General features: G+C 36.3%; 24 protein-coding genes and 1 riboswitch. Of the genes, 17 read left to right on the top strand and 7 right to left on the bottom strand.

All coding sequences use genetic code 11. The features are described 5' to 3' along the window. Nucleotides 1-2 precede the first annotated feature (2 nt). The 8 genes from purS to purD are packed head-to-tail and all read left to right on the top strand — an operon-like array spanning nt 3 to nt 8,877. Nucleotides 3-272 (top strand): phosphoribosylformylglycinamidine synthase subunit PurS, encoded by a 270-nt coding sequence (gene purS / locus SHYC_RS08745; protein WP_039647678.1) that lies wholly within the window; start codon nt 3-5, stop codon nt 270-272. Further along, complete coding sequence (gene purQ / locus SHYC_RS08740; RefSeq protein WP_039646367.1) at nt 272-943, top strand: phosphoribosylformylglycinamidine synthase subunit PurQ; 672 nt, start codon at nt 272-274, stop codon at nt 941-943. The genes purS and purQ overlap by 1 nt, the downstream gene beginning before the upstream one ends. After that, entirely contained in the window at nt 936-3,125 is a 2,190-nt protein-coding gene (gene purL, locus SHYC_RS08735; protein ID WP_039646365.1) for a phosphoribosylformylglycinamidine synthase subunit PurL, read from the top strand. Before purQ ends, purL begins: the two co-directional genes overlap by 8 nt. Next, on the top strand, nt 3,104-4,525 hold the full coding sequence (gene purF / locus SHYC_RS08730) for an amidophosphoribosyltransferase (protein WP_039646362.1): 1,422 nt from the start codon (nt 3,104-3,106) through the stop codon (nt 4,523-4,525). Before purL ends, purF begins: the two co-directional genes overlap by 22 nt. 4 nt (nt 4,526-4,529) lie before the next feature. Further along, nucleotides 4,530-5,558 (top strand): phosphoribosylformylglycinamidine cyclo-ligase, encoded by a 1,029-nt coding sequence (gene purM, locus SHYC_RS08725; RefSeq protein ID WP_039646360.1) that lies wholly within the window; start codon nt 4,530-4,532, stop codon nt 5,556-5,558. Nucleotides 5,559-5,560: 2 nt separating this feature from the next. Further along, nucleotides 5,561-6,127 (top strand): phosphoribosylglycinamide formyltransferase, encoded by a 567-nt coding sequence (gene purN, locus SHYC_RS08720; protein ID WP_039646358.1) that lies wholly within the window; start codon nt 5,561-5,563, stop codon nt 6,125-6,127. A 12-nt stretch (nt 6,128-6,139) separates the two neighbouring features. Then, nucleotides 6,140-7,618: a bifunctional phosphoribosylaminoimidazolecarboxamide formyltransferase/IMP cyclohydrolase gene (purH, locus tag SHYC_RS08715; RefSeq protein ID WP_039646355.1), complete on the top strand. Its 1,479-nt coding sequence runs from the start codon at nt 6,140-6,142 to the stop codon at nt 7,616-7,618. A gap of 14 nt (nt 7,619-7,632) precedes the next feature. Continuing rightward, nucleotides 7,633-8,877 carry a phosphoribosylamine--glycine ligase gene (purD, locus tag SHYC_RS08710; RefSeq protein WP_039646353.1) on the top strand — a complete coding sequence of 415 codons (1,245 nt, stop codon included), beginning with the start codon at nt 7,633-7,635 and terminating at the stop codon, nt 8,875-8,877. A gap of 200 nt (nt 8,878-9,077) precedes the next feature. On the opposite strand, the gene SHYC_RS08705 is transcribed toward purD, so the two are convergent. The 4 genes from SHYC_RS08705 to graF form a co-directional block, all read right to left on the bottom strand. After that, nucleotides 9,078-9,869: an energy-coupling factor transporter transmembrane component T family protein gene (locus SHYC_RS08705; RefSeq protein WP_039646351.1), complete on the bottom strand. Its 792-nt coding sequence runs from the start codon at nt 9,867-9,869 to the stop codon at nt 9,078-9,080. Next, entirely contained in the window at nt 9,866-11,260 is a 1,395-nt protein-coding gene (locus tag SHYC_RS08700) for an ABC transporter ATP-binding protein (RefSeq protein WP_039646349.1), read from the bottom strand. Before SHYC_RS08700 ends, SHYC_RS08705 begins: the two co-directional genes overlap by 4 nt. Nucleotides 11,261-11,272: 12 nt before the next feature. Further along, nucleotides 11,273-11,857 carry an ECF transporter S component gene (locus tag SHYC_RS08695; protein WP_039646347.1) on the bottom strand — a complete coding sequence of 195 codons (585 nt, stop codon included), beginning with the start codon at nt 11,855-11,857 and terminating at the stop codon, nt 11,273-11,275. A gap of 115 nt (nt 11,858-11,972) precedes the next feature. Further along, nucleotides 11,973-12,073: riboswitch (TPP riboswitch) on the bottom strand. A gap of 256 nt (nt 12,074-12,329) precedes the next feature. Beyond that, nucleotides 12,330-12,461, bottom strand: a complete 132-nt coding sequence (gene graF / locus SHYC_RS12420; protein WP_197708977.1) for a glycopeptide resistance-associated protein GraF — start codon at nt 12,459-12,461, stop codon at nt 12,330-12,332. 323 nt (nt 12,462-12,784) lie between these two features. Between graF and auxA the strand changes: the two genes are divergently transcribed. From auxA to ptsP, 5 genes are all read left to right on the top strand, one after another. Further along, complete coding sequence (gene auxA, locus SHYC_RS08690) at nt 12,785-14,125, top strand: lipoteichoic acid stability factor AuxA (RefSeq protein ID WP_039646346.1); 1,341 nt, start codon at nt 12,785-12,787, stop codon at nt 14,123-14,125. A 186-nt stretch (nt 14,126-14,311) separates the two neighbouring features. Next, nucleotides 14,312-15,490 carry a class I SAM-dependent rRNA methyltransferase gene (locus SHYC_RS08685; RefSeq protein ID WP_039646344.1) on the top strand — a complete coding sequence of 393 codons (1,179 nt, stop codon included), beginning with the start codon at nt 14,312-14,314 and terminating at the stop codon, nt 15,488-15,490. Between the two features lie 48 nt (nt 15,491-15,538). Next, nucleotides 15,539-16,069: a hypothetical protein gene (locus SHYC_RS08680; RefSeq protein WP_039646342.1), complete on the top strand. Its 531-nt coding sequence runs from the start codon at nt 15,539-15,541 to the stop codon at nt 16,067-16,069. Between the two features lie 157 nt (nt 16,070-16,226). Then, on the top strand, nt 16,227-16,493 hold the full coding sequence (locus SHYC_RS08675) for a phosphocarrier protein HPr (RefSeq protein ID WP_037566021.1): 267 nt from the start codon (nt 16,227-16,229) through the stop codon (nt 16,491-16,493). Continuing rightward, the gene (gene ptsP, locus SHYC_RS08670; RefSeq protein ID WP_039646339.1) at nt 16,493-18,214 is read left to right on the top strand and encodes a phosphoenolpyruvate--protein phosphotransferase; all 1,722 of its coding nucleotides are present in this window, start codon (nt 16,493-16,495) and stop codon (nt 18,212-18,214) included. The genes SHYC_RS08675 and ptsP overlap by 1 nt, the downstream gene beginning before the upstream one ends. 54 nt (nt 18,215-18,268) lie before the next feature. On the opposite strand, the gene SHYC_RS08665 is transcribed toward ptsP, so the two are convergent. Beyond that, nucleotides 18,269-18,496: a glutaredoxin family protein gene (locus tag SHYC_RS08665; protein ID WP_039646337.1), complete on the bottom strand. Its 228-nt coding sequence runs from the start codon at nt 18,494-18,496 to the stop codon at nt 18,269-18,271. A 234-nt stretch (nt 18,497-18,730) separates the two neighbouring features. On the opposite strand from SHYC_RS08665, the gene SHYC_RS08660 reads away from it, so the two are divergent. The 4 genes from SHYC_RS08660 to selX all read left to right on the top strand — a co-directional run bounded on the left by SHYC_RS08660 (nt 18,731) and on the right by selX (nt 22,863). Next, nucleotides 18,731-20,083 (top strand): cytochrome ubiquinol oxidase subunit I, encoded by a 1,353-nt coding sequence (locus tag SHYC_RS08660; protein ID WP_039646335.1) that lies wholly within the window; start codon nt 18,731-18,733, stop codon nt 20,081-20,083. Further along, complete coding sequence (locus tag SHYC_RS08655; protein ID WP_039646334.1) at nt 20,080-21,099, top strand: cytochrome d ubiquinol oxidase subunit II; 1,020 nt, start codon at nt 20,080-20,082, stop codon at nt 21,097-21,099. The genes SHYC_RS08660 and SHYC_RS08655 overlap by 4 nt, the downstream gene beginning before the upstream one ends. A gap of 143 nt (nt 21,100-21,242) precedes the next feature. Continuing rightward, complete coding sequence (locus tag SHYC_RS08650; RefSeq protein ID WP_039646332.1) at nt 21,243-21,902, top strand: potassium channel family protein; 660 nt, start codon at nt 21,243-21,245, stop codon at nt 21,900-21,902. Between the two features lie 406 nt (nt 21,903-22,308). Continuing rightward, nucleotides 22,309-22,863, top strand: coding sequence for an enterotoxin-like toxin X (gene selX / locus SHYC_RS12150; RefSeq protein ID WP_052257841.1), 555 nt, complete (start codon nt 22,309-22,311; stop codon nt 22,861-22,863). Nucleotides 22,864-23,286: 423 nt separating this feature from the next. Here selX and rnjA read toward each other — a convergent pair whose 3' ends face one another. Both rnjA and SHYC_RS08635 read right to left on the bottom strand, forming a co-directional pair. Next, nucleotides 23,287-24,969: a ribonuclease J1 gene (rnjA, locus tag SHYC_RS08640; protein ID WP_039646330.1), complete on the bottom strand. Its 1,683-nt coding sequence runs from the start codon at nt 24,967-24,969 to the stop codon at nt 23,287-23,289. Beyond that, entirely contained in the window at nt 24,969-25,184 is a 216-nt protein-coding gene (locus SHYC_RS08635; protein ID WP_039646328.1) for a DNA-dependent RNA polymerase subunit epsilon, read from the bottom strand. The genes rnjA and SHYC_RS08635 overlap by 1 nt, the downstream gene beginning before the upstream one ends. Between the last annotated feature and the right edge of the window lie 99 nt (nt 25,185-25,283).

Raw genomic sequence — 25,283 nt, 5'->3', positions numbered from 1 at the left:
TGATGAAAAATATTGAATTACACATTACGTTACAACCGCAAGTTTTAGATACGCAAGGTCAAGCATTGACACGCGCAGTACACGACTTAGGCTACACGCAAGTCAATGATATTCGTGTTGGTAAAGTACTGTATTTAACGGTTGATGAAGCGACTGATGAAGCCATTCATAATGTGGTCACTACATTAAGCGAAAAATTATTCGCGAATACAGTAATTGAAGAGTATAACTATACGATTTTAGGTGAAGCTTCAGAAAAGGAGAATGACTAATGAAATTTGCGGTACTTAAATTTCCAGGTTCTAACTGTGACCGCGATATGTTTAATGCAGCGATTAAATCTGGTGTAGAGGCTGAGTATGTAGACTATCGCGAAACATCTTTAGCTGGATTTGACGGGGTGCTCATTCCAGGAGGGTTCTCATTTGGAGATTATTTACGTTCAGGTGCTGTAGCAAGTGTGGCACCTATTATAAATGAAGTGAAACGTTTAGCGGATGAAGGCAAACCTGTACTCGGTGTTTGTAACGGATTCCAAATTTTAACTGAAATTGGCTTACTTCCAGGTGCTTTACTACATAATGATAGCCATTTATTTGTAAGTCGTAATGAACGTTTAATGATTACAAATGCAGCAACGCCATTTACACATTTATATGAAGAAGGAGAAGAAGTCGTTTATCCAGTCGCTCACGGTGAAGGTCATTACTATTGTACTGAAGCTATGTATCACGATTTGGTTCAGAATAATCAAATTATTCTGAAGTATACTGATAATCCTAATGGTTCATATGAAGATATTGCAGGCATCGTATCTAAGGAAGGCAATGTGTGTGGAATGATGCCGCATCCTGAACGCGCATTGGAGAAAATACTTGGTACGGATAGTGGCGTGAAATTATTTGAATCAATGGTGAAAAGTTGGAGGGAACAACATGCCTAAATTTTTAGAACCTACTGCAGAAGAGGTTAAAGTTGAGAAGTTATATCAAGATATGGGATTAAGCGATTCAGAATATGAAAAAGTTCAACGTATTTTAGGTCGTGATCCCAACTTTACAGAAATAGGCATTTTTTCAGTAATGTGGAGTGAACATTGCTCATACAAGCATTCTAAACCATTCTTAAAACAATTTCCGACAACAGGCGAACACGTGTTAATGGGACCTGGTGAAGGTGCCGGTGTTGTGGATATCGGTGATCAACAAGCCGTCGTTTTTAAAGTGGAATCACATAACCATCCGTCAGCGATTGAACCATACCAAGGTGCTGCGACAGGTGTTGGAGGTATCATTCGTGACATCGTTTCAATAGGTGCGCGTCCGATTAATCTTCTGAATAGTTTACGTTTTGGTGAACTTAGTGAGAAAACAAATCGTCGTTTATGTCGAGGTGTTGTTGCAGGTATTGGTGGTTATGGGAACTGTATCGGTATTCCAACGACAGCTGGTGAAATTGAATTTGATGAACGTTACGATGGTAATCCACTTGTCAATGCAATGTGCGTAGGTGTAATTGATCATGAAATGATTCAAAAAGGGACTGCCAAAGGGGAAGGCAACTCCGTTATTTACGTAGGGCTTAAAACAGGTCGTGATGGTATTCATGGCGCGACGTTTGCATCGGAAGAATTGACAGAAGAAAGCGAAAGTAAACGTCCATCTGTACAAATTGGTGACCCATTTGTCGGTAAGAAATTAATGGAAGCGACATTAGAAGCAATACAATATAAGGAACTTGTAGGTATTCAAGATATGGGGGCAGCAGGTTTAACATCTTCGTCATCTGAAATGGCTGCTAAAGGTGGAAGCGGTATTCATTTAGAACTTGAGAAAGTGCCAGTTCGTGAACACGGTATTTCACCTTATGAAATGATGCTTTCCGAAACCCAAGAACGTATGTTACTTGTAGTAGAAAAAGGGACAGAACAAAAATTCTTAGATTTATTTGATTACTATGAACTTGACAGTGCGGTTATCGGTCAAGTGACAAATACAAATCGTTTCGTCCTCACTTATGAAGGTGAAGTTTATGCAGATATTCCTGTTGAACCATTAGCAGACGAAGCGCCAGTTTACATTTTAGAGGGAGAAAAACCTGAATACACGCCAGAAACACGTGACTATGCAAACATTGATGCAGACGATGTGTTCACAAAATTATTAACACATCCAACCATCGCGTCTAAACAATACTTGTATTCGCAATACGATCAACAAGTGGGTGCAAATACAATCGTCAAACCAGGTTTACAAGCATCTGTTGTACGTGTTGAAGGGACGAATAAAGCAGTAGCCTCTACCATCGATGGTGAAGCACGCTATGTTTTTAATGATCCGTATGAAGGCGGCAAAATGGTTGTTGCAGAAGCCTATCGTAATCTTATTGCTGTTGGTGCTAAACCTTTAGCGATGACTGATTGCCTGAATTATGGTTCACCTGAGAAAAAAGAAATTTACCAACAATTAATTGATTCTACACGAGGAATGGCAGAAGCATGTGACGTATTACAAACACCAGTGGTTTCAGGGAACGTTTCATTATATAACGAAACCCGTACGTCTTCCATTTTTCCAACGCCAGTAGTAGGTATGGTGGGATTAATTGAGGATATTGATTATTTGAATCATTTCCACCCAGAAGCAGGCGATACGTTGTATATGGTGGGGGATACGAAGGCGCATTTTGGTGGTAGCCAAATTGAAAAACTGTTATATCAACGTGTGAATCATGAATCAGAACATGTGGATTTAACAGAAGAAGCAGCACGTGGTGAAGCCATTCGAGAAGCCATTCGAAGTGGTCAATTGTCACACGTTCAAACAGTAGGTAAAGGTGGCGTATTAATTACGCTAGCTCGAATGAGTGCATATTATGAATTAGGAATTGATGCTGTATTACCGTTTTCACGTGAACTTTTCTTTAGTGAAACACCAGGTCGCTATATTGTAAGTGTAAAAGCAGGACATGAATTTAATATGAAAGATGCAATCAAAATTGGTACATTTACGGATCAAGATGCATTTAAAGTTCAATGTTCTGATACAACCATTGAACGTCGAACATCTGACATTAAGCGTGAATGGGAAGGAGCAATTGAGGCATGTATGACATCCGCGGATTAAATGAAGAATGCGGTATTTTCGGAATATGGAATCATCCTCATGCAGCACACTTAACTTACCTTGCACTACACAGTTTACAACATCGCGGTCAAGAAGGTGCTGGAATTGTATGTTCTAATGGTGAACAACTCTTTGGTGCAAGAGGAATGGGATTATTAACTGAAGCGATTTCGGATGCACAATTAAAATCTCTTGAAGGCTATAAACATGCGATTGGACACGTACGTTATGCAACGACTGGTGCTAGCGAAGTGTCTAATGTGCAACCGTTTTTATTTAAACATTCCAAAGGTGATCTAGGATTAGCGCATAATGGGAACCTTACGAATGCACTTCAATTACGAAGAGCGATTGAATCTACAGGCGGTATTTTTCAAACAACGAGTGACTCAGAAGTGCTAGCACATCTTTTGATTAAGGGGACTTCAAAATCAATTAAAACGAATCAAAAATCAGCACTGAACCAAATGAAAGGGGCTTTCAGTTGTGTCATTTTAAATGAACAACAATTGACCGCAACACGAGATCACCGTGGTGTGCGTCCATTAATGCTAGGTAAAGTTGATGGTGCGTATTGTGTTGCGAGCGAAACGTGCGCATTTACAGCAATTGGTGCGGAATATATACGTGATATTGAGCCCGGGGAATTGATTACTTTTTCAAATGAAGATGATATTGACTACGATCATTACACGTCTGATATCGATCATCGCATGTGTTCAATGGAATATGTTTACTTCGCACGTCCAGATTCAGAATTTCGTAAGCATTCTATCTATCAAGTGAGAAAAGCTTTAGGTAGACAATTAGCGAATGAAATGAATGTTGAAGCAGATATTGTGATTGGCGTACCTGACTCATCGTTACAAGCAGCTAAAGGCTTTTCGGAAGCTTCTGGTGTGCCAAACGAACAAGGATTACTTAAAAATCGTTATATCGGGCGTACATTTATAACACCTGATCAAGCAGTACGTGAACGTCAAGTTCGAATGAAACATGCACCAATTAGAGATATCATTGAAGGCAAACGCGTGGTAGTTATCGACGATTCTATTGTTCGAGGTACGACGAGTAAACATATTGTAAAAACATTAAAAGCTGCTGGAGCAAAAGAGGTGCATATGGGCATTTCATCTCCACCTCTTAAAAATCCATGTTATTACGGTATTGATGTATCAACACATGCTGAATTAATGGCGGCGCAATATGACCTTGATGAAATTAGAGACATGATTGGTGCAGACTCATTGACGTATTTATCTGTAGAGGGTATGCATGACGTCTTTAAACAATATGGGTCTAAAGGCGAATGTAATGCATGTTTTACAGGGGCATACCCAATTGAAATTGTTGATCACGAACTACCAGTAGCGAAAGAATTGAAGCGTAGAGGAGTGTAATGAAATGGCTGAATCATATAAGCAAGCTGGTGTAGATATTGAAGCGGGATATCAAGCGGTAAAACGCATGTCACGCCATGTTGAACGTACCATGCGTAAAGAGGTATTAGGCGGTCTAGGTGGTTTTGGTGCGACGTTTGACTTGTCACAACTGAATATGAAAGCGCCTGTATTAGTCTCTGGAACGGATGGTGTGGGTACGAAATTAAAATTAGCAATTGATTACGACCGCCATGACACGATAGGTATAGATGCTGTAGCGATGTGTGCGAATGATATTTTGACAACTGGAGCAGAACCACTTTACTTTTTAGATTACATTGCAACAAATAAAGTGATTCCACAGGTTATTGAACACATTGTTAAAGGGATTAGTGATGGCTGTGAGGAAACAGGTATGGCTCTAATAGGTGGCGAAACTGCAGAAATGGGTGACATGTATCATGAAGGGGAATACGATGTTGCTGGTTTTGCAGTTGGTGCTGTTGAAAAAGAAGACTATATTGATGGTAGTCAGGTCGCTAAAGGTGACATCATTATAGGTTTGGCCTCACATGGTATCCATTCAAATGGTTACAGCTTAGTGCGTAAATTGGTTGCAGAATCAGGTGTCAATGTTCATGATACGTTTTCAAATGAATTCTCATACTTAGACGTTTTGTTAAAACCAACAGCTTTATATGTACGTCCAGTATTAGCTGTAAAAAAAGAAGTGAAAATTAAAGCAATGACACATATTACAGGTGGAGGTTTCTTTGAGAATATTCCACGTGCTTTACCTGAGGGGAAAACAGCGGTCATTGATACAACATCATTCCCGACGCCACGTATTTTCGATTGGTTACAACAACAAGGACAAATTGAGACTGCAGAAATGTATAACATTTTCAACATGGGGATTGGGTATACGATGGTGGTATCAGCTGAAGATGAGCAACGCGTCCATGAATTATTAAAACAAGAGAACTGTGAAGCCTACACGATTGGTTATATAGATGAAACATCTGAACCGATTCGTTTGTCGGAGGTGTAAAAATGGTTAAAATAGCCATTTTCGCGTCAGGGTCAGGTACCAATTTTGATAATATTATGCAACATATTGAGAGAGGGAAACTTGAAAATATCGAGGTGACTGGTTTATATACGGATAAACCAGGCGCACCTTGTGTTTCACTTGCCCAAAAGTATCATGTCAATATTTATGCATATGATCCGAAGCAGTTTTCTTCAAAACAGCACTTCGAAGAAACATTATGTGACTCACTTCAAAAAGACGGTGTTGAATGGATTGTGTTAGCAGGCTATATGCGATTAATAGGGGAAACACTACTCCATGCCTATGAAGGACGGATTTTAAACATACATCCGTCACTTCTTCCTAAATATAAAGGCAAGCATGCGGTAGAACAGGCGTTAAACAACAGGGAAACAACAACAGGAACAACGGTACATTATGTAGATGCTGGCATGGACACTGGGGAAGTCATTGCGCAGCGAGAATGTCCAATATATCCTAATGATGCAGTGCCAGATCTTGAGCAACGCATTAAAGCATTGGAATATGAATTGTATCCTGAAGTCATTCAAAAGATTATTCGATAAGGAGATTTCTAAATGAAAAAAGCGATTTTAAGTGTGTCAGATAAAACAGGAATAGAAGATTTTGCTAAAGGACTTGTTGATCAAGGCTTTGCATTATTTTCAACAGGTGGAACATTACGCGCTATTGAATCTGCAGGCATACCTGTTGCTTCCGTTTCAGATTTAACGCATTTTGATGAAATAATGGATGGACGTGTGAAAACATTACACCCTGCTGTTCACGGCGGAATTTTAGCTGATCGTGATAAACAAGAACATTTAGAGCAATTAAAAGCACAAGATATCGACCTTATTGATATGGTTGTCGTCAATTTATATCCATTCCAAAAGACAGTGGAAAATCCAGATGTATCAGAAGCAGATGCCATTGAAAACATTGATATTGGCGGGCCAACGATGCTCCGTGCAGCGGCAAAAAACTTTAAGCACGTGACAACAGTGGTGCATAGTGAAGATTATGATGAAGTGTTACAGCGTTTAAAATCGAATACTTTAGATGAAGCATTTCGAAAATCATTAATGTTAAAAGTTTATCAACATACTGCAGAATATGACCAAGCCATTGTGAATCACTTTAGTCAGAATAAAGAAGCATTACGTTACGGTGAAAACCCACAACAAAACGCATATTTTGTACGTACCTCTGAAGCATCTAATACTTTAGCAGGTGCTGTACAACATCATGGCAAACCTCTAAGCTACAACAACATTAAAGATGCAGATGCGGCGTTAACACTTGTAAAACGATTTGACGAGCCAGCAGCTGTTGCGGTGAAACATATGAATCCTTGTGGAGTAGGGCTTGGTGCAACAATTGAAAAAGCTTTCGAACATGCATTTCAAGCAGATTCGACATCTATTTTCGGGGGTATCATTGCACTTAATAGAACAGTAACTAAAGCATTGGCTCGACAACTACATGAGATTTTCTTAGAAGTAATCATTGCACCATCATTCGATGAAGATGCACTAGAGGTATTGTCTCAAAAGAAAAATATTCGTTTACTTCAAATTGATATGGCGCCTATCGTAGGTGAACAAGAGTTTGTTTCTGTTTCTGGCGGTTATTTAGTCCAAGATAAAGATGATGTACAAACGGCGCGCAAAGAGATGGAAGTAGTTACGGATGTACAACCTACAGAAGCGCAATGGGAAGCATTATTGCTAGGATGGGAAGTGGCAAAAGCGGTTAAAAGTAACGCAATTGTCCTTGCGAATAACCATCAAACTGTAGGTGTGGGTGCGGGTCAAATGAACCGCGTCGGTGCAGCAGAAATTGCTATACGTCAAGCTATTGAAATGAATGACCAAGTTGCTTTAGCTTCAGATGGCTTTTTCCCAATGGACGATACAGTTGAACTTGCCGCCAAAGCAGGCATCAAAGCAATTATTCAACCTGGTGGCTCCATCAAAGATCAAGATTCTATAGATATGGCAAATCGTTATGGCATCACAATGGTGACAACAGGTGTACGTCATTTTAAACATTAATGGAGGAACTAAAAATGAAAATACTCGTTATTGGTAGTGGCGGTCGTGAACATGCGCTTGTGCATAAATTAAATCAATCGAAACTTGTTACACATATTGATGTCATTCCGGGTAATGATGCGATGACTTCTATAGCAAACATTCATCTAGAAATTGCTGAAACAAACCATGATGCCATTCTTGATTTTGCTAAGAATCATGCGATTGAGTGGGTGATTATTGGTCCTGAGCAACCTCTTACAGATGGGTTAGCAGATTTATTAATTGAGGCAGGCATCTCAGTGTTTGGGCCAAATCAAGCAGCAGCCCAAATAGAAGGATCTAAAACGTTTGCCAAAAATTTAATGAAAAAATACGATATTCCAACGGCAGACTATCGTGAAATTAATGACAAAAATGAAGCGTTAAACTATGTTGATACGTGCGCATTACCTGTTGTATTAAAAAAGGATGGTTTAGCAGCGGGGAAAGGCGTTATCATTGCATATACACGTGAAGCGGCCGTCGATGCCGTGCATACGTTATATCCAAATGACAATGATAAAGTGGTATTTGAAGCCTTTTTGGAAGGCGAAGAATTTTCAGTCATGACATTTGTGAATGGGGACTACGCTGTTCCATTTGAAACGATTGCACAAGACCATAAGCGTGCTTATGATGGTGATCAAGGACCTAACACAGGTGGTATGGGTGCGTATTGTCCTGTTCCGCATATTAGTGATGACGTTTTACGTCAAACGAATGATCGTATTGCTCAACCCATTGCTAAAGCGTTAAAAGCAGAAGGTTACCATTATTTTGGTATTCTATATATTGGTGCTATTTTAACGAAAGAAGGACCTAAAGTGATAGAGTTTAATGCACGTTTTGGTGATCCTGAGGCACAAGTGTTATTAACGCGTCTTGAAAGTGATTTAATGACACATATTTTAGAGTTAAAAGACAAAAAGCCTATTTCACAAAAATGGAAGTCTGAATCGGTTGTGGGCGTCATGTTAGCATCTAAAGGCTATCCGGCTTCTTATGAAAAGGGTCATCACGTGACTGGTTTTGAAGAAGATTTAGAGCATTATTTTGTGAGTGGATTAAAAAAGAATGAGGCACAAAATTTTGTGACAAATGGCGGGCGTGTCATTCTTGCTTTAGGTGAAGGTGATACGATCCAAAAAGCCCAAGAATTAGCATATCAACGTGTATCTAAAATTGAAAACGACGCATTATTTTATCGGAAAGATATTGCAAATAAAGCATTAAAATAATCCTTATTTGTTGCATCATTTGTCACCACATAATTGGAAGTATAAGTTATACCATTTAGCGATATATATCATGAGAGCCCTTCAAACACAATACGTGTGAGAAGGGCTCTTTAAACGGGTTATTTCCTTTGCAGATGGAATAGTAGGAAAGGAAATGGTGTGCCTTTTCACATCATCGAGATCGTGAAAACGCAAAGCACCTATCGTACATCCGTAATGCCAGTAATCGGTATATAATGACTCAACATTAAAGCACAGAGTACGACACCAATGATAGAAACGATAAGTAATATATCGCGGTAACTAAAAGGCGCGTCATAATAATACGTACGCGGCCCATCTTTAAAACCTTTCATTTCCATTGCGACAGAAAGACGATGCGCTTTACGCATGTTCTGACTTAATAAAGGTATTAATATATGATAAAACCGTTTTGTACCTCGATAATGAGATTTTTGAATCATTTGATAACGCATTTTAAGGGCATGTCTCAATTGGATAAAAGATTCCATAATTAACGGCAACATCCGAAAAGCAGCCATAAATGCATATGCGATTTTAGGTTTGACGCGTAAATGTTGCATAAAGCTATAAAAAATCATAATCACTTGTGACGTAAACGCGATAGCTAAACCAAAATAGCTAATGACCAACGTTCTTAGAGATAAATGCAGCCCACGAACGAGACTTTCTTCCGTAATGCGAATAAATCCAAATTTGAAGAGCTCATGATGTCCATTACCGTAAAAAATCATAAAAAGTGATGAACTGATGGCAAACAATGTACTCAGTGTGATGAAAATAAATAAAACTCGGAATTTAGCACCACTGAGTATCAATGTCAAAAGAAACATGAATGAGACAAGGTATAGCATCGTATCAAAATTATGTACGAAAATCACAAATACGAATAATGCAATACCTAGAAACAATTTCGTTATAATATTGACTTTATCCATAAATGTTCGATATGACTTCCAAGATTCAATCATGTTGTCACCTTACTTTCAAACATTTTTCCATTTTCTATGATGTAATGATGTGTGGGATACCGTTGAATGATTTCTGGATCGTGCGTATTCATTATAATGGCTTGGCCTTGCTGAATACGTTGTTGAAATAAATCAATAAGTTTAAATGTATTATGACTATCTAATCCAAATGTAGGCTCATCTAACAAAATGATATCTGCAGATGTACTTAATGCAATCGCAACACTTAAACGGCGTTTTTGACCCATTGAAAGTTCAAAGGGATGTTGAGATTTGACATGAATTAAATCCAATAATGTTAACATTTCTACAGTAGCTTCATGGGCATCTTCGGCATTTTGATACTTGAAATTAATAAAAATTTCATCATAAACTGAATTTTGTAAACATTGAAGCTCAGGATTTTGATAAACCAAAAACATATGACTTGAAGCAGTTTTAAGTTTACGAATGGGTATGTCATTGAATGTAAGGCTACCTTCATAAGGAATGAGTTGCATCAGTGATTCAAAAAATGTAGTCTTGCCTACTCCGTTTTTTCCAGTAATTACAATCCAATCACCTGACTGCACTTGAAAAGTGTCTACGGAATATAAGTGCTTTTTGCCTCGTTTGATGATGCCATTTCTGAAAGTAAGACGAAAATTAGAATGTGTATTGTGTTGGACAACCGGTGGAGCGACTTGCCATGCTCTAGGGTGCCACACGCCGTAATCTGTTAAGGTCTCTTCAAAATGGGTGAGGATGTCAGAAGGTGTGCCGTCCTGAATTATTTGTCCGTCATGATTCATTAAAATAACACGATCGACAACATCCCATATATGTTCTACTTTATGTTCAACAATTAATACCGTTTGGTCTTCCCATAACGTTTTTAACAATGTCCATAAATTTTCAGTTGCTTCAGTATCTAACATGGCTGTAGGCTCATCTAAAAACAACGTATCCGCTTTTTGTAAAAGGGTGCCCGCAACTGCTAGTTTCTGCTTCATTCCTCCACTTAATCGATGTATCGCATGCTTAGGATGAACATCTAATTGTACTTGCTCCAAAACTTTTGCAATTTTTTGATCCATTTCATTTTGCGGGACTTGAAGGTTCTCTAACACAAACGCAAGTTCTTCATTCACCTGTGGCATACAAAATTGAGAATCAGGATCCTGAAAAATAACTCCAGCATTTTTGGCAACCTTTAAGTCATCATATTTCATTGGTAAATCGATTAAGTTGGGTACGATGCCACTTAAGACATTCAACAACGTACTCTTACCAGATCCTGAGGGACCGAGTAAAAGTACTTTTTCTTTTTCTTTAATTTCGATGTTCAGCCCATCAAAAATTTTCTTAGGACCATTAGGGTATTTTAAACGTAAATTTGTAGCTTTTAACACGATGAATGCTCCTTATAATGCATCATAATCTTCTTTAGAAGCAGGGCGGAATAGTTTGGTAACACCTGTTTTGTCTAATGCTTTCACAAGATAATAAGGAAATACCCCTGCTAAAACAGCACCACTGAGTAAACGGAATATAATAAGTAAAATTAAATTCCAAGCGGCAACTTCATTTAAATAGCCATAATACCAATCAACTGGAAAACTAATAATGGCTGCTGCCATCCCTGCTAAAACACTTACCATAAATGCACGTGATTGATATTTAAAAATCGCAAAAACAATTTCACATGCTAAACCTTGAAGTAGGGCATAAATAATCGTAGGAATATCAAAACGGCCCATAATAATTGTTTCTCCTGCACCTGCTGCAAATTCAGCGATTAAAGCAATCCCCATTTTCGGAACGATAAGGTAGGCCACAACAGAAGCTGCAAACCACATGCCATACATCAATTGATCAAGATGTAAGCCGAGAGGTTGAACGGTATAGTATGCCACCCACCAAAGATTATAAATAACAGCAAAAATGACAGAGATTAACACTGTAACTAATATGTCAGATAATGTTAAACCTTTTCGTTTTGAACGCATAAACATCCTCCTATATATACAAAAACACAGCACCTAAACAAGGTACTGTGCGTGAGCGTGTAAATAAAACACCAAATGAAAGGTCACAAACAACAGACGTATTGTGAATCATTTAGAGTCTATCTTCACACTTCCCTACGCTAGTATCATCTAGTTCAGGTTCAAAGGGTTTGAGGTGATGACCTCATCTCAGTTTGCACACCCCTAGTGTGTGTTTATTGAATTGATTAACGTCACTATACACCCGACGTCACTAAATGTCAATGCGTGGAAACAAATGGTGGATTAAACGTTGACGAAAAGTGCTGGTTATAAGGTTTGAATGGTAATTGAATGTATTTTGAGACACGCTAATTTAATCAATGATATGCGAAAAAGTGTAAGAATGCATAATAAACTACAGGTAATAAAAAAGGAGCCAGAACATATACTGTCTGACCCCATAAATCGATTCAGCTAATGAATGGATGCGTTATTCAAAAGAGCTTTGAATATCATCTTTCGTTTTTTCAGCACCATCTTTAGCATCATCTTTTTTATCTTTTAATTCTTGCTCTTTATCTTTAGCATTTTCTGCTGCTTTTTTGATTTCTTCTTTAGACATATAACATCTCTCCTTTTATGTTATCTACTTCTAAGAATTCCCACATATTTATTTATTAAACATTTAAAGAAGGGTAACAAACAAATGTAACTTTTGGTATAATAAATAAATGCGTTAATCTTATGAATAAAGTATGTTTTAATCGTGTTTAAAAAGATAATATAAATAAATATAGTGAAAGCAGTATGATTAACATTTTTTTATAAAAACTGAAAAATGCGTGTATTTACAACGTTTTACGTCTCTCCATCTTAAGAATGAGATTTGTTTTTTATAAAGACATGTACTGCGTCTTCGTATATAATAATTGTGAGGTGAAGCGGATGTCTTTGTTTAATAAATACACCGAAGTGATCTACAGTTACATCATCGGTGCAGTTTCTATTTTATTAAGTGTTATTATTTTCCTTAATATTCCACTTATTCACCAATTCAGTGCACATAAAAAGCCAGCGATTCACATTGAGAACTTGTGGGACTTTATTATGGCTTTTTTTAATGAAATTATTCGCGTTATGAGTAATTATATTGGTGAAATACCTTTAGTGAGTGGCATTATCATCTTATTATTTGGTCTTTTTATGATTTTTATCGGGAGAACGCTAACAAACACAACACGTTTTGATTATGATATTTCAATACTGTTTTTATTAATTGGTATTATTTATTTTGTCTTAACGTTAATATTCATGTCACAAGTTTACGGTATTGTAGCTTTTGTTTTTGTTTTTCCATTCTTAATACATATTGGATATATCACGTACAAAGATGAACTTAATCCGTTAAATCGTAAAAAGCATTATCTATGGATTATCATAAGTTATGGTCTTTGTTATATCATTGGGCAACTGGCACTTTATAGTCGAATAGAGGAACGACAAGTTGCGCCTATAGATGTATTAAGTATTAACACGTTTTTCGTAATATTATGGTTGCTTGGACAAATGGCGATTTGGAACTTTTTATTTTTACGTCGAGCATTACCTATGACGCAAGAAGAAATCACAGGAGAAGAAAATCCTTATTCTCGTAGTAAAAAATATAGTTTTGCGGGACAATCAAAATACCACTTCAAAGATATCCAAGATCGTACAAATGAACTTACGCGAGACTTTTCATATCGCACACGTCGCAGCATTGATATCGAAAAACTTAGACGTAAACGTGAAGCCTTTAAAGACAAATGGTTGAGTTGGGCAACGTTAGAAGAAGATGACATTCCATCGTTCTTACATCGACCTAAATGGTTGAGAAGAGAATACGTATCCATTGCATGCGGGGTTGTGTTATTTTTCTTCATTTTAGTAGAATTTAAAAACCGCAACGGATTATTTTTATCAGGTGATTGGCAACTATCACAGACACAATATGTCTATGAATGGGTAAGCTTATTCTTATTACTATTAATTGTGACGATATTTATATGGACATCCGTTACAAATATGATGAAAGGTAGTCATTATTACTTAAAATTGTTTATGATAAGCATTCTGTTCTTCAAGTTATTAACAGAATATATCGTAATTTTGATTCACGGATTGATGTTATCTATTTTTATTACACCAATTTTAGTTTTAATGTTAATACCAGCAATTGTGGCTTTTGTATTCCAATTACGCCAACCGTCACCTGAAAAAATTGAAAATCATGAAAATCACGTATAATGAGGGTGTTGAAACAGGATGAGACTGAAATGTCTCATCCTGTTTATTTGATTTAATTTGCTTTGATTATAGATTTTGATGTTTTCTTTTCTGATAATTTGAATTGAACCCCAATAAAAAGACTTTCAATGATTCCTTTGATTCATGTTAAACTAAAATAAATGCTATAAAAGAAAGGCTGACATTATGAAAATAGCAATTTTAAATAAAGGGAAAGAAGAAAAATATTTCAATCAGTATCCTTTAATAGTGGAAACAGATATTTTTAAAAGTGACCGTTTGAATGAAGGAGACCTTTTCCAATTAAAATCATCAAAAGGTGAATTTATCGCAACATGTTATGTGGGGCGCCAACATAAAGGATTAGGTTGGATTTTATCTTATGATAGTGAAACAGCGATTAACACGTTATTCTTCAAAACATTATTTCAACAAGCACATGATGTGCGTGCGTATTATTATCACATCGAAGGAACGAATGCCTTCAGACTGTTTAATGGCGAAGGTGATGGTGTAGGGGGACTTACAATCGATTATTATGATGGCCATCTTTTAGTTCAATGGTATTCTGAAGGCATTTATCAATTTAGAGCCGATATTTTAGAAGCAATACAAGCCATCTTTACATTTAAATCTGTTTATGAAAAAACACGTTTTAAAAATGATGAAATTAAAAGTGGTTGGGTGTTAGGCGAAAAACCACAATTTCCAATTATTATTGAAGAAAATTTTACTTTTTATAATGTGCACTTAGATGATGGCCCGATGACGGGAATATTTTTAGACCAAAAAGAAGTAAGAAAAAAATTACGAGATTATTATAGTCATGGCAAACGGGTCTTGAATTTATTTAGTTACACGGGTGCATTTTCTGTCATCGCCGCTACGAATGGGGCACAAACGACAAGTGTAGACCTAGCGAATCGTTCACGACAACTTACAGAAGAAAATTTCGGTATTAATGGCATTGACCCTAGTTCACAATCTATTTATGTCATGGACACGTTTGATTATTATAAATATGCGGAACGACATGGTTATACGTACGATACAATTGTCATTGATCCACCAAGCTTTGCTAGAAACAAAAAGAAGACCTTTTCTGTTACGAAAGATTATGGCTTATTAATTCAAAACGCCTTAAAGATACTCAATCCAGGCGGTACATTGATATTAAGCACCAATCATAGTATGTACACGCTCAACGCATTCAAAAATACGATTAAAACAACTTTAAATCAAGCGAATGTTTCCTATCAATTGGACGAAGTGATGGGATTACCTAAAGATTTTAAAACACATTCACATTATAAACCTTCTAAATATTTAAAAGTTATATTTGTTACATTACAGCATAAGGCATGATAAAAAAGGGTATATATAGTTATTATATCGTTGAAAGGTGGCCTAGTTATGGGTTTAAAAGATAAAATGACGCGAAAAATGGGTAATAAAGTGATGCATATTGATGAAATTAAAGTGAAGGATGCATTACCGAAAACAGAAGCTGAAATCGAAAAAAGACGTCAATACGCAGAATCAGTCATTAAGAAAAAAGCATTGGTGTCTTCAGGTGCTACGGTTATACCTATTCCGGGATTCGATGTAGGGGTAGATATAAAGCTAATGAAAGATATCATAGAAGATGTCAATAAAATTTATGGCTTAGATCATAAACAAGTGAATAAAATGACCGATGATATGAAAAACCGCATCAAGATAGCTGCTGGCTTGCAAGGTAGCCAATTAATAGGTAAAAAAGTATCTAAAGGCATCTTGCGCATTGTTATACGCGACGTAGCTAAACGAACAGCGGCGAAACAAACACGCTGGTTTCCTTTAGTAGGTCAAGCGGTATCTGCATCAATTAGTTACTATTTTATGATGAAAGTCGGTAAAGAACATATTCAAAAATGCGAAAATGTTGTAAAGTCCCTAATCTGAATTGACGAAAAATTGTTGAAAAGCAAGAGAAAACGTATCATGACAACTATTTTCGAATTGAAAATAAATGTACTTTTTGGTAATGTAATGCTAAGTAGCTAATTTAAAAATAAATTTATGCTAATGAATTTATGGAATAGAAGGAGTAAGATAAAAGATGGAACAACAATCATATGTAATTATTGACGAAACAGGAATTCACGCGCGCCCGGCGACAATGTTAGTTCAAACTGCTTCAAAGTTTGATTCTGATATTCAATTAGAATACAATGCGAAAAAAGTTAACTTAAAATCAATCATGGGTGTTATGAGCTTAGGTGTGGGTAAAGACGCTGAAATTACAATCTACGCAGATGGTAGCGATGAAAAAGAAGCAATTCAAGCTATTTCTGAAGTCTTATCAAAAGAAGGTTTAACAAAATAATGTCTGAAATCATGAAAGGTATTGCAGCATCTGACGGTGTCGCAATTGCCAAAGCCTATATGCTCATCGAACCAGATTTGAGTTTCTCTGAAACCACGACAAACGATATTGAAGCAGAAGTGCTTAAATTTAATGAAGCTTTAAAAAACTCTAAAATTGAATTAACAAAAATTAGAAATAATGCCGAGGAACAATTAGGACCAGATAAAGCGGCTATTTTTGATGCACATTTACTTGTTTTAGACGATCCAGAATTAATTCAACCGATCGAAGCTAAAATTCGTGATGAGAAAGCAAGTGCAGCACATGCGTTAACTGAAATCACTCAAAACTTTATTGTGATATTTGAATCGATGGATAACGCTTACATGAAAGAACGTGCTGCAGATATTCGTGATGTTTCTAAACGTGTCTTAGCACATATTTTAGGTGTAGAACTTCCTAACCCAAGTATTATTGATGAAAGTGTTGTGATTGTAGGGCATGATTTGACACCTTCTGATACAGCACAATTAAACAAACAATATGTACAAGGGTTTGTAACGAATATTGGTGGACGTACGTCACATTCCGCAATTATGAGTCGTTCACTTGAAATTCCAGCAGTTGTTGGGACTAAAACGATTACTTCTAATGTTAAACAAGGCGACATGATGATTGTGGATGGTTTAACTGGAGATGTCATTGTTAACCCAACTGACGACGAACTTAAAGCTTATCAACAAAAGCGTCAATCTTTCTTTGATGACCGTGAAGAATTAAAAAAATTGCGCGATGAAGCGTCAAAAACACTTGATGGTCAACATGTTGAGCTTGCAGCAAACATTGGTACACCAAATGATTTAGAAGGTGTAAAAGATAATGGTGCTGAAGGTATTGGTTTATATCGTACCGAGTTCTTATATATGGGACGCGATTCGATGCCAACTGAAGACGAACAGTTCGAAGCTTATAAAAAAGTTCTTGAAGAAATGAAAGGCAAACGTGTTGTGGTTCGTACGTTAGATATTGGTGGTGACAAAGAATTACCATATTTAAACTTACCAGAAGAAATGAATCCATTTCTAGGATATCGTGCGATTCGGTTATGTTTAGATCAACCAGATATTTTCCGTCCTCAACTACGTGCATTATTACGTGCGTCTACGTATGGGAAACTAAACATCATGTTCCCAATGGTTGCAACCGTACAAGAATTCCGAGATGCAAAAGCATTATTATTAGAAGAAAAAGCAAATCTAGAAAATGAAGGTGTATCTGTAAGCGATGATATCGAACTTGGTATTATGGTGGAAATTCCTTCTACTGCAGCACTTGCAGATGTATTTGCGAAAGAAGTGGATTTCTTTAGTATCGGTACGAATGACTTAATTCAATACACAATGGCAGCTGACCGTATGTCTGAACGAGTATCTTATCTTTACCAACCATATAACCCTGCTATTTTAAGACTTGTTAAACAAGTCATTGAAGCTTCTCACAAAGAAGGCAAATGGACAGGTATGTGTGGTGAGATGGCTGGTGACGAAACTGCAATCCCACTATTATTAGGATTAGGTTTAGATGAGTTCTCAATGAGTGCGACATCTATTCTTAAAGCGCGTCGTCAAATTAAACAATTAAGTCAGACAGAAATGCAACAATTGGCAGACAAAGCGATTCAATGTGCTACGGTGGATGAAGTGGTATCACTTGTTCACGCGTATACGTCAAAAGCATAGTTTAAGAATGTACTACAAGGGTGTATGACAACAATGTCATACACCCTTGTGTTGTTATAATGACAACATTTGATTCAGTTTATCCATATCAACTTGATACATGGGTTCATTGTCAATAAGAATGAAAGGTGTTGCAAAAGCATCTAAATCAAGCATTTCTTGACGATATGTTGGATTTTTTATATTACGTTCCTCAAATACGACTTCTTTTTCCTTTAAATAATTTTTAACAAAAGTGCAAGGTGGGCAATCATTTTGCGTATAAATAATGATATTTGGCATCTTCAAACCTTCCTTTAATCTATTTTCACTACCCAATTATTCTAGCACACACGACGTATTATCGTTTGAAATTTAAGTTTTGGTAACGATTTAAATTAAGTCAAATGAAAAATTATGGCAACTTTGCGTCATGTCAAAAAATTGTCACTCATTATATAAGCATTCACATTCTGTTTCAATTCAGGCCTCAGTATAATTTAAGTTGCTTTGGAAAAAGATAAAAGGAGTGATGAAATGGATGCAGTAGAATTAAGTCGTTTTTTAACTGGGATGACACTTGCTGTCCATATCATATTTGCAACGATTGGCGTGGGGATGCCAGTATTTTTTGCAATAGCTGAATTTTTAGCGATTAAGAAAAAAAGTGATAAGTATTTGGTACTTGCCAAAAGGTGGGCGAAAGGTTATACAATTACAGTTGCAGTGGGTGTTGTTACAGGCACCATCATTGGACTTCAGTTGTCGCTATTGTGGCCAACATTTATGCGTATTGGAGGACATGTGATTGCGTTGCCACTATTTATGGAAACATTTGCGTTTTTCTTTGAAGCGATATTCTTGAGTATTTACCTATATACTTGGAATCGTTTTAAAAACCAATGGACACATTTTTTCATTAGTATTCCAGTGATTATAGGTGGAACGTTTTCAGCGTTTTTTATTACCTCAGTGAATTCATTTATGAATATGCCTGCAGGGATGGAAATTTCAAATGGGAGAATGGTAAATGTCGATCCGATTGCAGCAATGTTTAATCCATCATTCTTTGTCCGTTCCTTCCATGTCGTTGCTACAGCTTTGATGACAATGGCATTTATTTTGGCGACTATTGCAGCTTTTAAACTTATAAAAAACAAAGTGCAAGAAGATAAAGTGTATCATCAAAAAGCCCTTAAATTAACAATGATTGCAGGGTTAATATTTTCAATGCTTTCGATGCTTGCAGGTGATTTGTCAGCAAAATTTTTACACCATGAACAACCTGAAAAATTGGCGGCTTATGAATGGCATTTCAATACAGAAGCGAAAGCAGATTTAGTGTTATTTGGTGTGTTAGATGAATCTACCCAAGAAGTGAAAGGTGCCATTCGTATCCCAGGCGCTTTAAGCTTTTTATCCGATTCAAGTTTTGATACGAAAGTAAAAGGGCTTAACGAATTTCCAAAAGATGAATTACCACCCCTCATCGTACATTATTTCTTTGATTTAATGGTTATATTTGGCATTTTCTGTTTCGTCGTTTCAGCATTGTATGTTGTAGCGTTGTGGGTTAAAAAATGGAATCCTCATCAGAAATGGTTGTTGTATGCCATACTTTTAACTGGACCAGCGAGCATGCTTGCGATTGAATTTGGTTGGTTTTTAACAGAATTAGGACGTCAACCTTGGATGGTGAGAGGAATATTAAAAGTACAAGATGCGGCTACCTCCGCTGGTGGATTGCCATTTGTCACACTATTATTTGCTTTATTATATTTCGTCTTACTCTTTTCAACGTCTTTCGTACTCATAAGAATGTTTAAAAATCAATCCATATCTGATGATATCACTAAGATAAAAACTGAAAGAAGAGGTGAATCTGAATGAGTTATGAATTGATTGGCATTACAGTATTATGGTTATTCCTCTTCGGTTATATCATTGTTGCATCCATTGATTTTGGTGCAGGATTCTTTTCAATGCATGCCAAATTATTTGGTGAATCTAAGAAAATTAATGGCCTGATACAACGCTATTTAAATCCAGTATGGGAAGTAACAAATGTATTCTTTGTATTTTTCTTTGTAGGTATAGTCGGATTTTTCCCTGATACAGCATATTATTATGGAACAGCATTGCTCATTCCAGGATCACTTGCACTAATTTTATTAGCAGCACGCGGTGCGTTTTATGCATTTGAAAATTATGGTCAAGATTCAAAGTTATCTTGGTTGATGATTTATGCCATTTCCGGTCTCTTGATACCCGCTTCGTTATCAACAGTTTTAACAATATCAGAGGGGGGATATTTAATCCGTACCTCAAATGATTTAGTTGATTTAGATTGGATAGCATTATTATTAAGTCCTTATGGATGGGCGGTAGTTTTATTATCTATTGTAACGGTATTATATATTTCTTCTGGATTTTTAACATTTTATGCCCATAGAGCTAAAGATGGCGAAGCATATTTATTGTTACGCAAATGGTTTCTTATGTGGGGCGCACCCATGATAATGATTTCATTATTTGTATTTTTATCATTACGTGTGCAAAATAAGACACATTTTGAAACTGCTGTTTATGATTACGGTTGGCTGTTTGTTATTAGTTTTATTGCATTTTTAATCGCGGGTATACTCACATATTTGAAAAAAGCGCATGGCATCGCATTTTTATTTGTAATGATTCAAATCGGCACGGCATTTTTTGGGTATGGCATAAGTAAACTGCCATATTTGTTGTATCCATATGTTCGTATTGATCACGCAGTGACAAACGATACGATGGCAATAGCATTAATCATTGTATTCATTTTAGGACTTATTTTATTATTACCATCTTTAGGATTTTTACTGAAACTATTTGTATTTGACAAAGACTATGTAAGAGGTAGAAAATAGTAGTATTCATTAAGACATCGGGTTATCGATGAAAGTGGATAAAGCAATCGTTCAGGTGTTATCTTGGAAAATTAAATGATTGTGGCTTGCCCACAACTTTAAATTTTTTCATGCTTGATCTTTTCTAATTACGGAGGTAAATAATGGATAAAGAGTATGTTGTAATTGGGTTAGGACGTTTTGGCGGAAGTATTGTGCGTGAGCTAAACGCGCTCGATATGGATGTCATGGCGATTGATAGTGATGAACATCGCGTTGATGAATATAGTGATATCGCAACACATGCGGTTGTAGCGGATACAACAGATGAAGCTGTGATGAAAAGCTTAGGGATTAGAAACTTTGATCATGTGATTGTAGCGATAGGTGAAAATATTCAAGCGAGCACACTAACAACGTTAATTCTAAAAGAATTAGGTGTAAAAAAGGTTACCGCCAAAGCACAAAATGATTATCACGCAAAAATTTTAAATAAAATAGGTGCGGATACCGTTGTGCATCCTGAACGCGATATGGGCCGCCGAATTGCACATAATGTGGCGAGTGGCACAGTGCTTGATTATCTCGAATTGTCAGATGAACATTCTATTATTGAAATGAAAGTAAATGAAAAATTAGCAGGTCAAAGTTTAGTAGAATTGGATATTCGAGCAAACTATGGCATCAATATTATTGCAATCAAACGTGGTAAGGAAATTATCGTGGCACCTGATCCAGAAATGGTATTAGAATTTGATGATATTTTAATTATGATTGGCCATGATAATGATTTAACGCGCTATGAGAAAAAAATGGCGCATTAATAGGACGTTGATTCTAGTGGTACAATCATGAGACACTTTTTTAATGTTAAAAGTGTGGGTACCACATTGTATTGTACGCCATTCACGAGTGGTAAAGATTAGCTCGAAATTTAGGAAGATTAAAACCGTTGCGATTGTTTGTCGCAACGGTTTTTTATTTATATGAAGTCATGAACTAATTAACAATGAATATAACGTTGCTTAATTTGAAATAACAGATGAAAACAATCTATTAAATATGTAGTTAAAATGAAACATAAGCGCTTGAATAGACGAGTATTAAGATTTAATTAAGATTCTTTAATATTCTGTGTATTTTATTTTTAATTTTTAGTTATATAATAATCTTACATCATGATGTACGGTTTTAAAAATCGAAATCAACTTAGAATGGAGAGGGATAATTATGCCTTTAAAATTATTAACAAAATTTACGATGGCAGGAATTATATTAACTGGATTTACAGGAACAGCTGCTTTAGGCAGTATTTCAAATATATCTCACGCAGATACGTCTAACGTGCAAGAAGTACAAACACAAAACGAAGCGGCGGCGGTTAAAAAATTATATGATAGATATAGCAAATCACAAATAGGAGATAAAAAAGGGAATTTAAAAATTTGGGCATACTCTAATGCGCCTTTGAAATCAAACGAAGTGCGTTTAAACTTTAAAGGTACTTATATTTATAATGGCACAACATACACTCCTAAGCGTAATGTCACATTAGATAAAGGGGTGATTACACTAAAAGAATTGGATCATATTGTAAGGTATGCACATGTTTCATACGGCTTGTATTTAGGTGATAAACTTCCGAAAGGTGATATTGTCATAAATACAAAGTCTGGCGATAGATATACCCTTGAAACACATAAAGCGCTTCAAAGTCATAGAGAAAATGTGAAAATTAATACCGAAGAGCTTAAAGATATCACTTTCGAGATTACAGCATCATGATGTTATAGTATCATCTCATCAAAAAATCTTGAGCAAGCCATGATTGAAGTAAACAATTAAACTGAGAAATGATCAAAAAAGATGATAGACAAAATTGAGAAAGAACAAAAATAAAGTATGAGTGGCAGAGGTTGACCACCCGATAAATCGCAGTGATTTTAAGATGGTCAACCTCTATTTTGTGCACGAATATTTTACTGATAGTTGTTCATATAAGTCATATACTAAATTGATCAGCCGATTCTATAATTTTTAAAGTTTTTAGCCAGTGGATGAGAAAAAATAGGATCCTTTTAAGGGTCGCTGAGAAAGTAGTACAGTTGGCTAAACTTTTCAGTGCCCGTACAAGGGCTGGTCAGTAACAGAGGTATTCAGCCACAAAACAAACCACCCGCATGAACGGGTGGTTTTGATTGGACATATTTATTTGTCGTCATTGACTTTCATAATGACTGGTAAAATCATCGGTTTACGCGCTGTTTTTTCATATAAATAAGGTTGTAAAGTTTCAATGATTGAAGATTTAATTTGATGCCATTGAATATTTTCATTGTTATTCAATTTGTAAATGACATCTTTTTTGATTTTACGTTGTGCATCGTATATTAATTGACCAGATTCACGCATATACACGAAACCACGCGAAATAATATCTGGACCTGAGAGGAGTTGATTTGTCTTGAAGTCAATACTCACAACGACAATCACTAAACCTTCTTCAGATAATAGTTTACGATCACGAATTACAACGTTTCCAATATCACCTATACCGCTTCCATCAACTAAAATATTGCCGGATGGGATACGTCCAGCTGTACGTGCAGAATCGCGCGTTAACGCTAACACATCGCCAATGTCATGAATAAATACATTATCTTCTGCCACGCCACAATCCATACCTGTTTGTCCGTGTGCTTTTAACATACGATATTCTCCGTGAATAGGTAGGAAGTATTTAGGACGAATTAGGCGTAACATTAATTGTTGGTCGCCTTGAGAACCGTGTCCAGAAGTATGAATGTTAGAAATTTTATTATGAATCACTTCAGCACCAGCTTGATATAATGCATTGATTGTACGATTAATGCTTTTTGTGTTACCTGGGATAGGGGATGAACTGAAGACAACAGTATCTTCAGGAATAATTTTAATTTGTTTGTGTGTTCCGTTGGCGATTCGTGAAAGTGCAGCCATCGGTTCCCCTTGGGAGCCTGTACATAAAATTAATAACTCATGTTTTGGGATGCTATTAATTTTATTAGGCTCAACAAACGTTTCGGGTGGCGCTTTAATGTATCCAAGCTCCGTACCAATTTTAATATTATTCTCCATAGAACGACCAAATGTTACAATTTTGCGGTTATATTTAACAGCAGCTTCAACAGCTTGTTGAACACGGTAAATATTTGAGGCAAACGTTGCAAAGATAATACGTCCAGTACAACCCCTAAAAATTTTATCGACGTTTTGACCGACTTCACGTTCACTTAATGTGAAGTCGGGCACAAGTGAATTTGTAGAATCAGATAGTAAACATAATACACCTTCATCTCCAAGACGTGCCATTTTTGCTATGTTTGCTGGCGCGCCCACAGGTGTAAAGTCGAATTTAAAATCTCCTGTATGCACAATCTTACCTTCAGGCGTATCTACAATCACGCCATATGTTTCAGGTATACTATGTGTTGTAAGATAAAAACTAATTTCAAAATGTTTAGATGAAATAACAGAATCTTCATCGATTTCATTCAATGTTGCTGTGCGCAATAGATGATGTTCTTCAAGCTTATTACGGATTAAACCGAGTGCAAGTGGACCGCCATAGATAGGGACATTGATTTTTTTAAGCAGGTAGGGCACACCACCAATGTGATCCTCATGACCATGCGTAATGAACAATCCAACGATTTTATCTTGGTTTTGTTCGAGGTATGAATAATCAGGAATGACGTAGTCGATTCCTAGTAAATGATCATCGGGGAATTTAATTCCTGCATCAATGATGACGATTTCATCTTTGTACTCAACAGCATAAGTGTTTTTACCGATCTCACCTAAACCACCAAGTGCATATACTCCCACTTCGTTTTTATGAAGTTGCTTCATTACTCAGCGCGCTCCACGTTAAAATGCTCTGACTTTTCTTCATATGCTAAATGTGCGCCCTCTAATTTAGTTATGAATTCAATATTGTAGTGACGTTCTTTTAAATAACGTCTTACTTGTTCTTCTGTTTCTGCTTCAACATAAATCGTTTGTGTATTTTCGCGTACGATCACTTCGTCACGATTATGTTGATAAAATACTTTAAAAATTGCCATGTATGAGTTCCTCCTAGAAATTGCAAATATATTTTTTTGATGCATGAATCTAAGTGTTTTAATGTAAAAATAAAAAACATGAACTGAATAAGTAAAATC

Source organism: Staphylococcus hyicus, assembly GCF_000816085.1.
In the GTDB taxonomy this organism is placed as follows: Bacteria; Bacillota; Bacilli; order Staphylococcales; family Staphylococcaceae; genus Staphylococcus; species Staphylococcus hyicus.
This window is presented reverse-complemented; position numbering and strand designations above follow the sequence as displayed.

Coding starts and splice junctions, on each gene's coding strand:
- purS (WP_039647678.1), top strand. CDS start 3: ATGAAAAATATTGAATTACACATTACGTTACAACCGCAAGTTTTAGAT.
- purQ (WP_039646367.1), top strand. CDS start 272: ATGAAATTTGCGGTACTTAAATTTCCAGGTTCTAACTGTGACCGCGAT.
- purL (WP_039646365.1), top strand. CDS start 936: ATGCCTAAATTTTTAGAACCTACTGCAGAAGAGGTTAAAGTTGAGAAG.
- purF (WP_039646362.1), top strand. CDS start 3,104: ATGTATGACATCCGCGGATTAAATGAAGAATGCGGTATTTTCGGAATA.
- purM (WP_039646360.1), top strand. CDS start 4,530: ATGGCTGAATCATATAAGCAAGCTGGTGTAGATATTGAAGCGGGATAT.
- purN (WP_039646358.1), top strand. CDS start 5,561: ATGGTTAAAATAGCCATTTTCGCGTCAGGGTCAGGTACCAATTTTGAT.
- purH (WP_039646355.1), top strand. CDS start 6,140: ATGAAAAAAGCGATTTTAAGTGTGTCAGATAAAACAGGAATAGAAGAT.
- purD (WP_039646353.1), top strand. CDS start 7,633: ATGAAAATACTCGTTATTGGTAGTGGCGGTCGTGAACATGCGCTTGTG.
- SHYC_RS08705 (WP_039646351.1), bottom strand. CDS start 9,869: ATGATTGAATCTTGGAAGTCATATCGAACATTTATGGATAAAGTCAAT.
- SHYC_RS08695 (WP_039646347.1), bottom strand. CDS start 11,857: ATGCGTTCAAAACGAAAAGGTTTAACATTATCTGACATATTAGTTACA.
- graF (WP_197708977.1), bottom strand. CDS start 12,461: ATGTCTAAAGAAGAAATCAAAAAAGCAGCAGAAAATGCTAAAGATAAA.
- auxA (WP_039646346.1), top strand. CDS start 12,785: ATGTCTTTGTTTAATAAATACACCGAAGTGATCTACAGTTACATCATC.
- SHYC_RS08685 (WP_039646344.1), top strand. CDS start 14,312: ATGAAAATAGCAATTTTAAATAAAGGGAAAGAAGAAAAATATTTCAAT.
- SHYC_RS08680 (WP_039646342.1), top strand. CDS start 15,539: ATGGGTTTAAAAGATAAAATGACGCGAAAAATGGGTAATAAAGTGATG.
- SHYC_RS08675 (WP_037566021.1), top strand. CDS start 16,227: ATGGAACAACAATCATATGTAATTATTGACGAAACAGGAATTCACGCG.
- ptsP (WP_039646339.1), top strand. CDS start 16,493: ATGTCTGAAATCATGAAAGGTATTGCAGCATCTGACGGTGTCGCAATT.
- SHYC_RS08665 (WP_039646337.1), bottom strand. CDS start 18,496: ATGCCAAATATCATTATTTATACGCAAAATGATTGCCCACCTTGCACT.
- SHYC_RS08660 (WP_039646335.1), top strand. CDS start 18,731: ATGGATGCAGTAGAATTAAGTCGTTTTTTAACTGGGATGACACTTGCT.
- SHYC_RS08655 (WP_039646334.1), top strand. CDS start 20,080: ATGAGTTATGAATTGATTGGCATTACAGTATTATGGTTATTCCTCTTC.
- SHYC_RS08650 (WP_039646332.1), top strand. CDS start 21,243: ATGGATAAAGAGTATGTTGTAATTGGGTTAGGACGTTTTGGCGGAAGT.
- selX (WP_052257841.1), top strand. CDS start 22,309: ATGCCTTTAAAATTATTAACAAAATTTACGATGGCAGGAATTATATTA.
- rnjA (WP_039646330.1), bottom strand. CDS start 24,969: ATGAAGCAACTTCATAAAAACGAAGTGGGAGTATATGCACTTGGTGGT.
- SHYC_RS08635 (WP_039646328.1), bottom strand. CDS start 25,184: ATGGCAATTTTTAAAGTATTTTATCAACATAATCGTGACGAAGTGATC.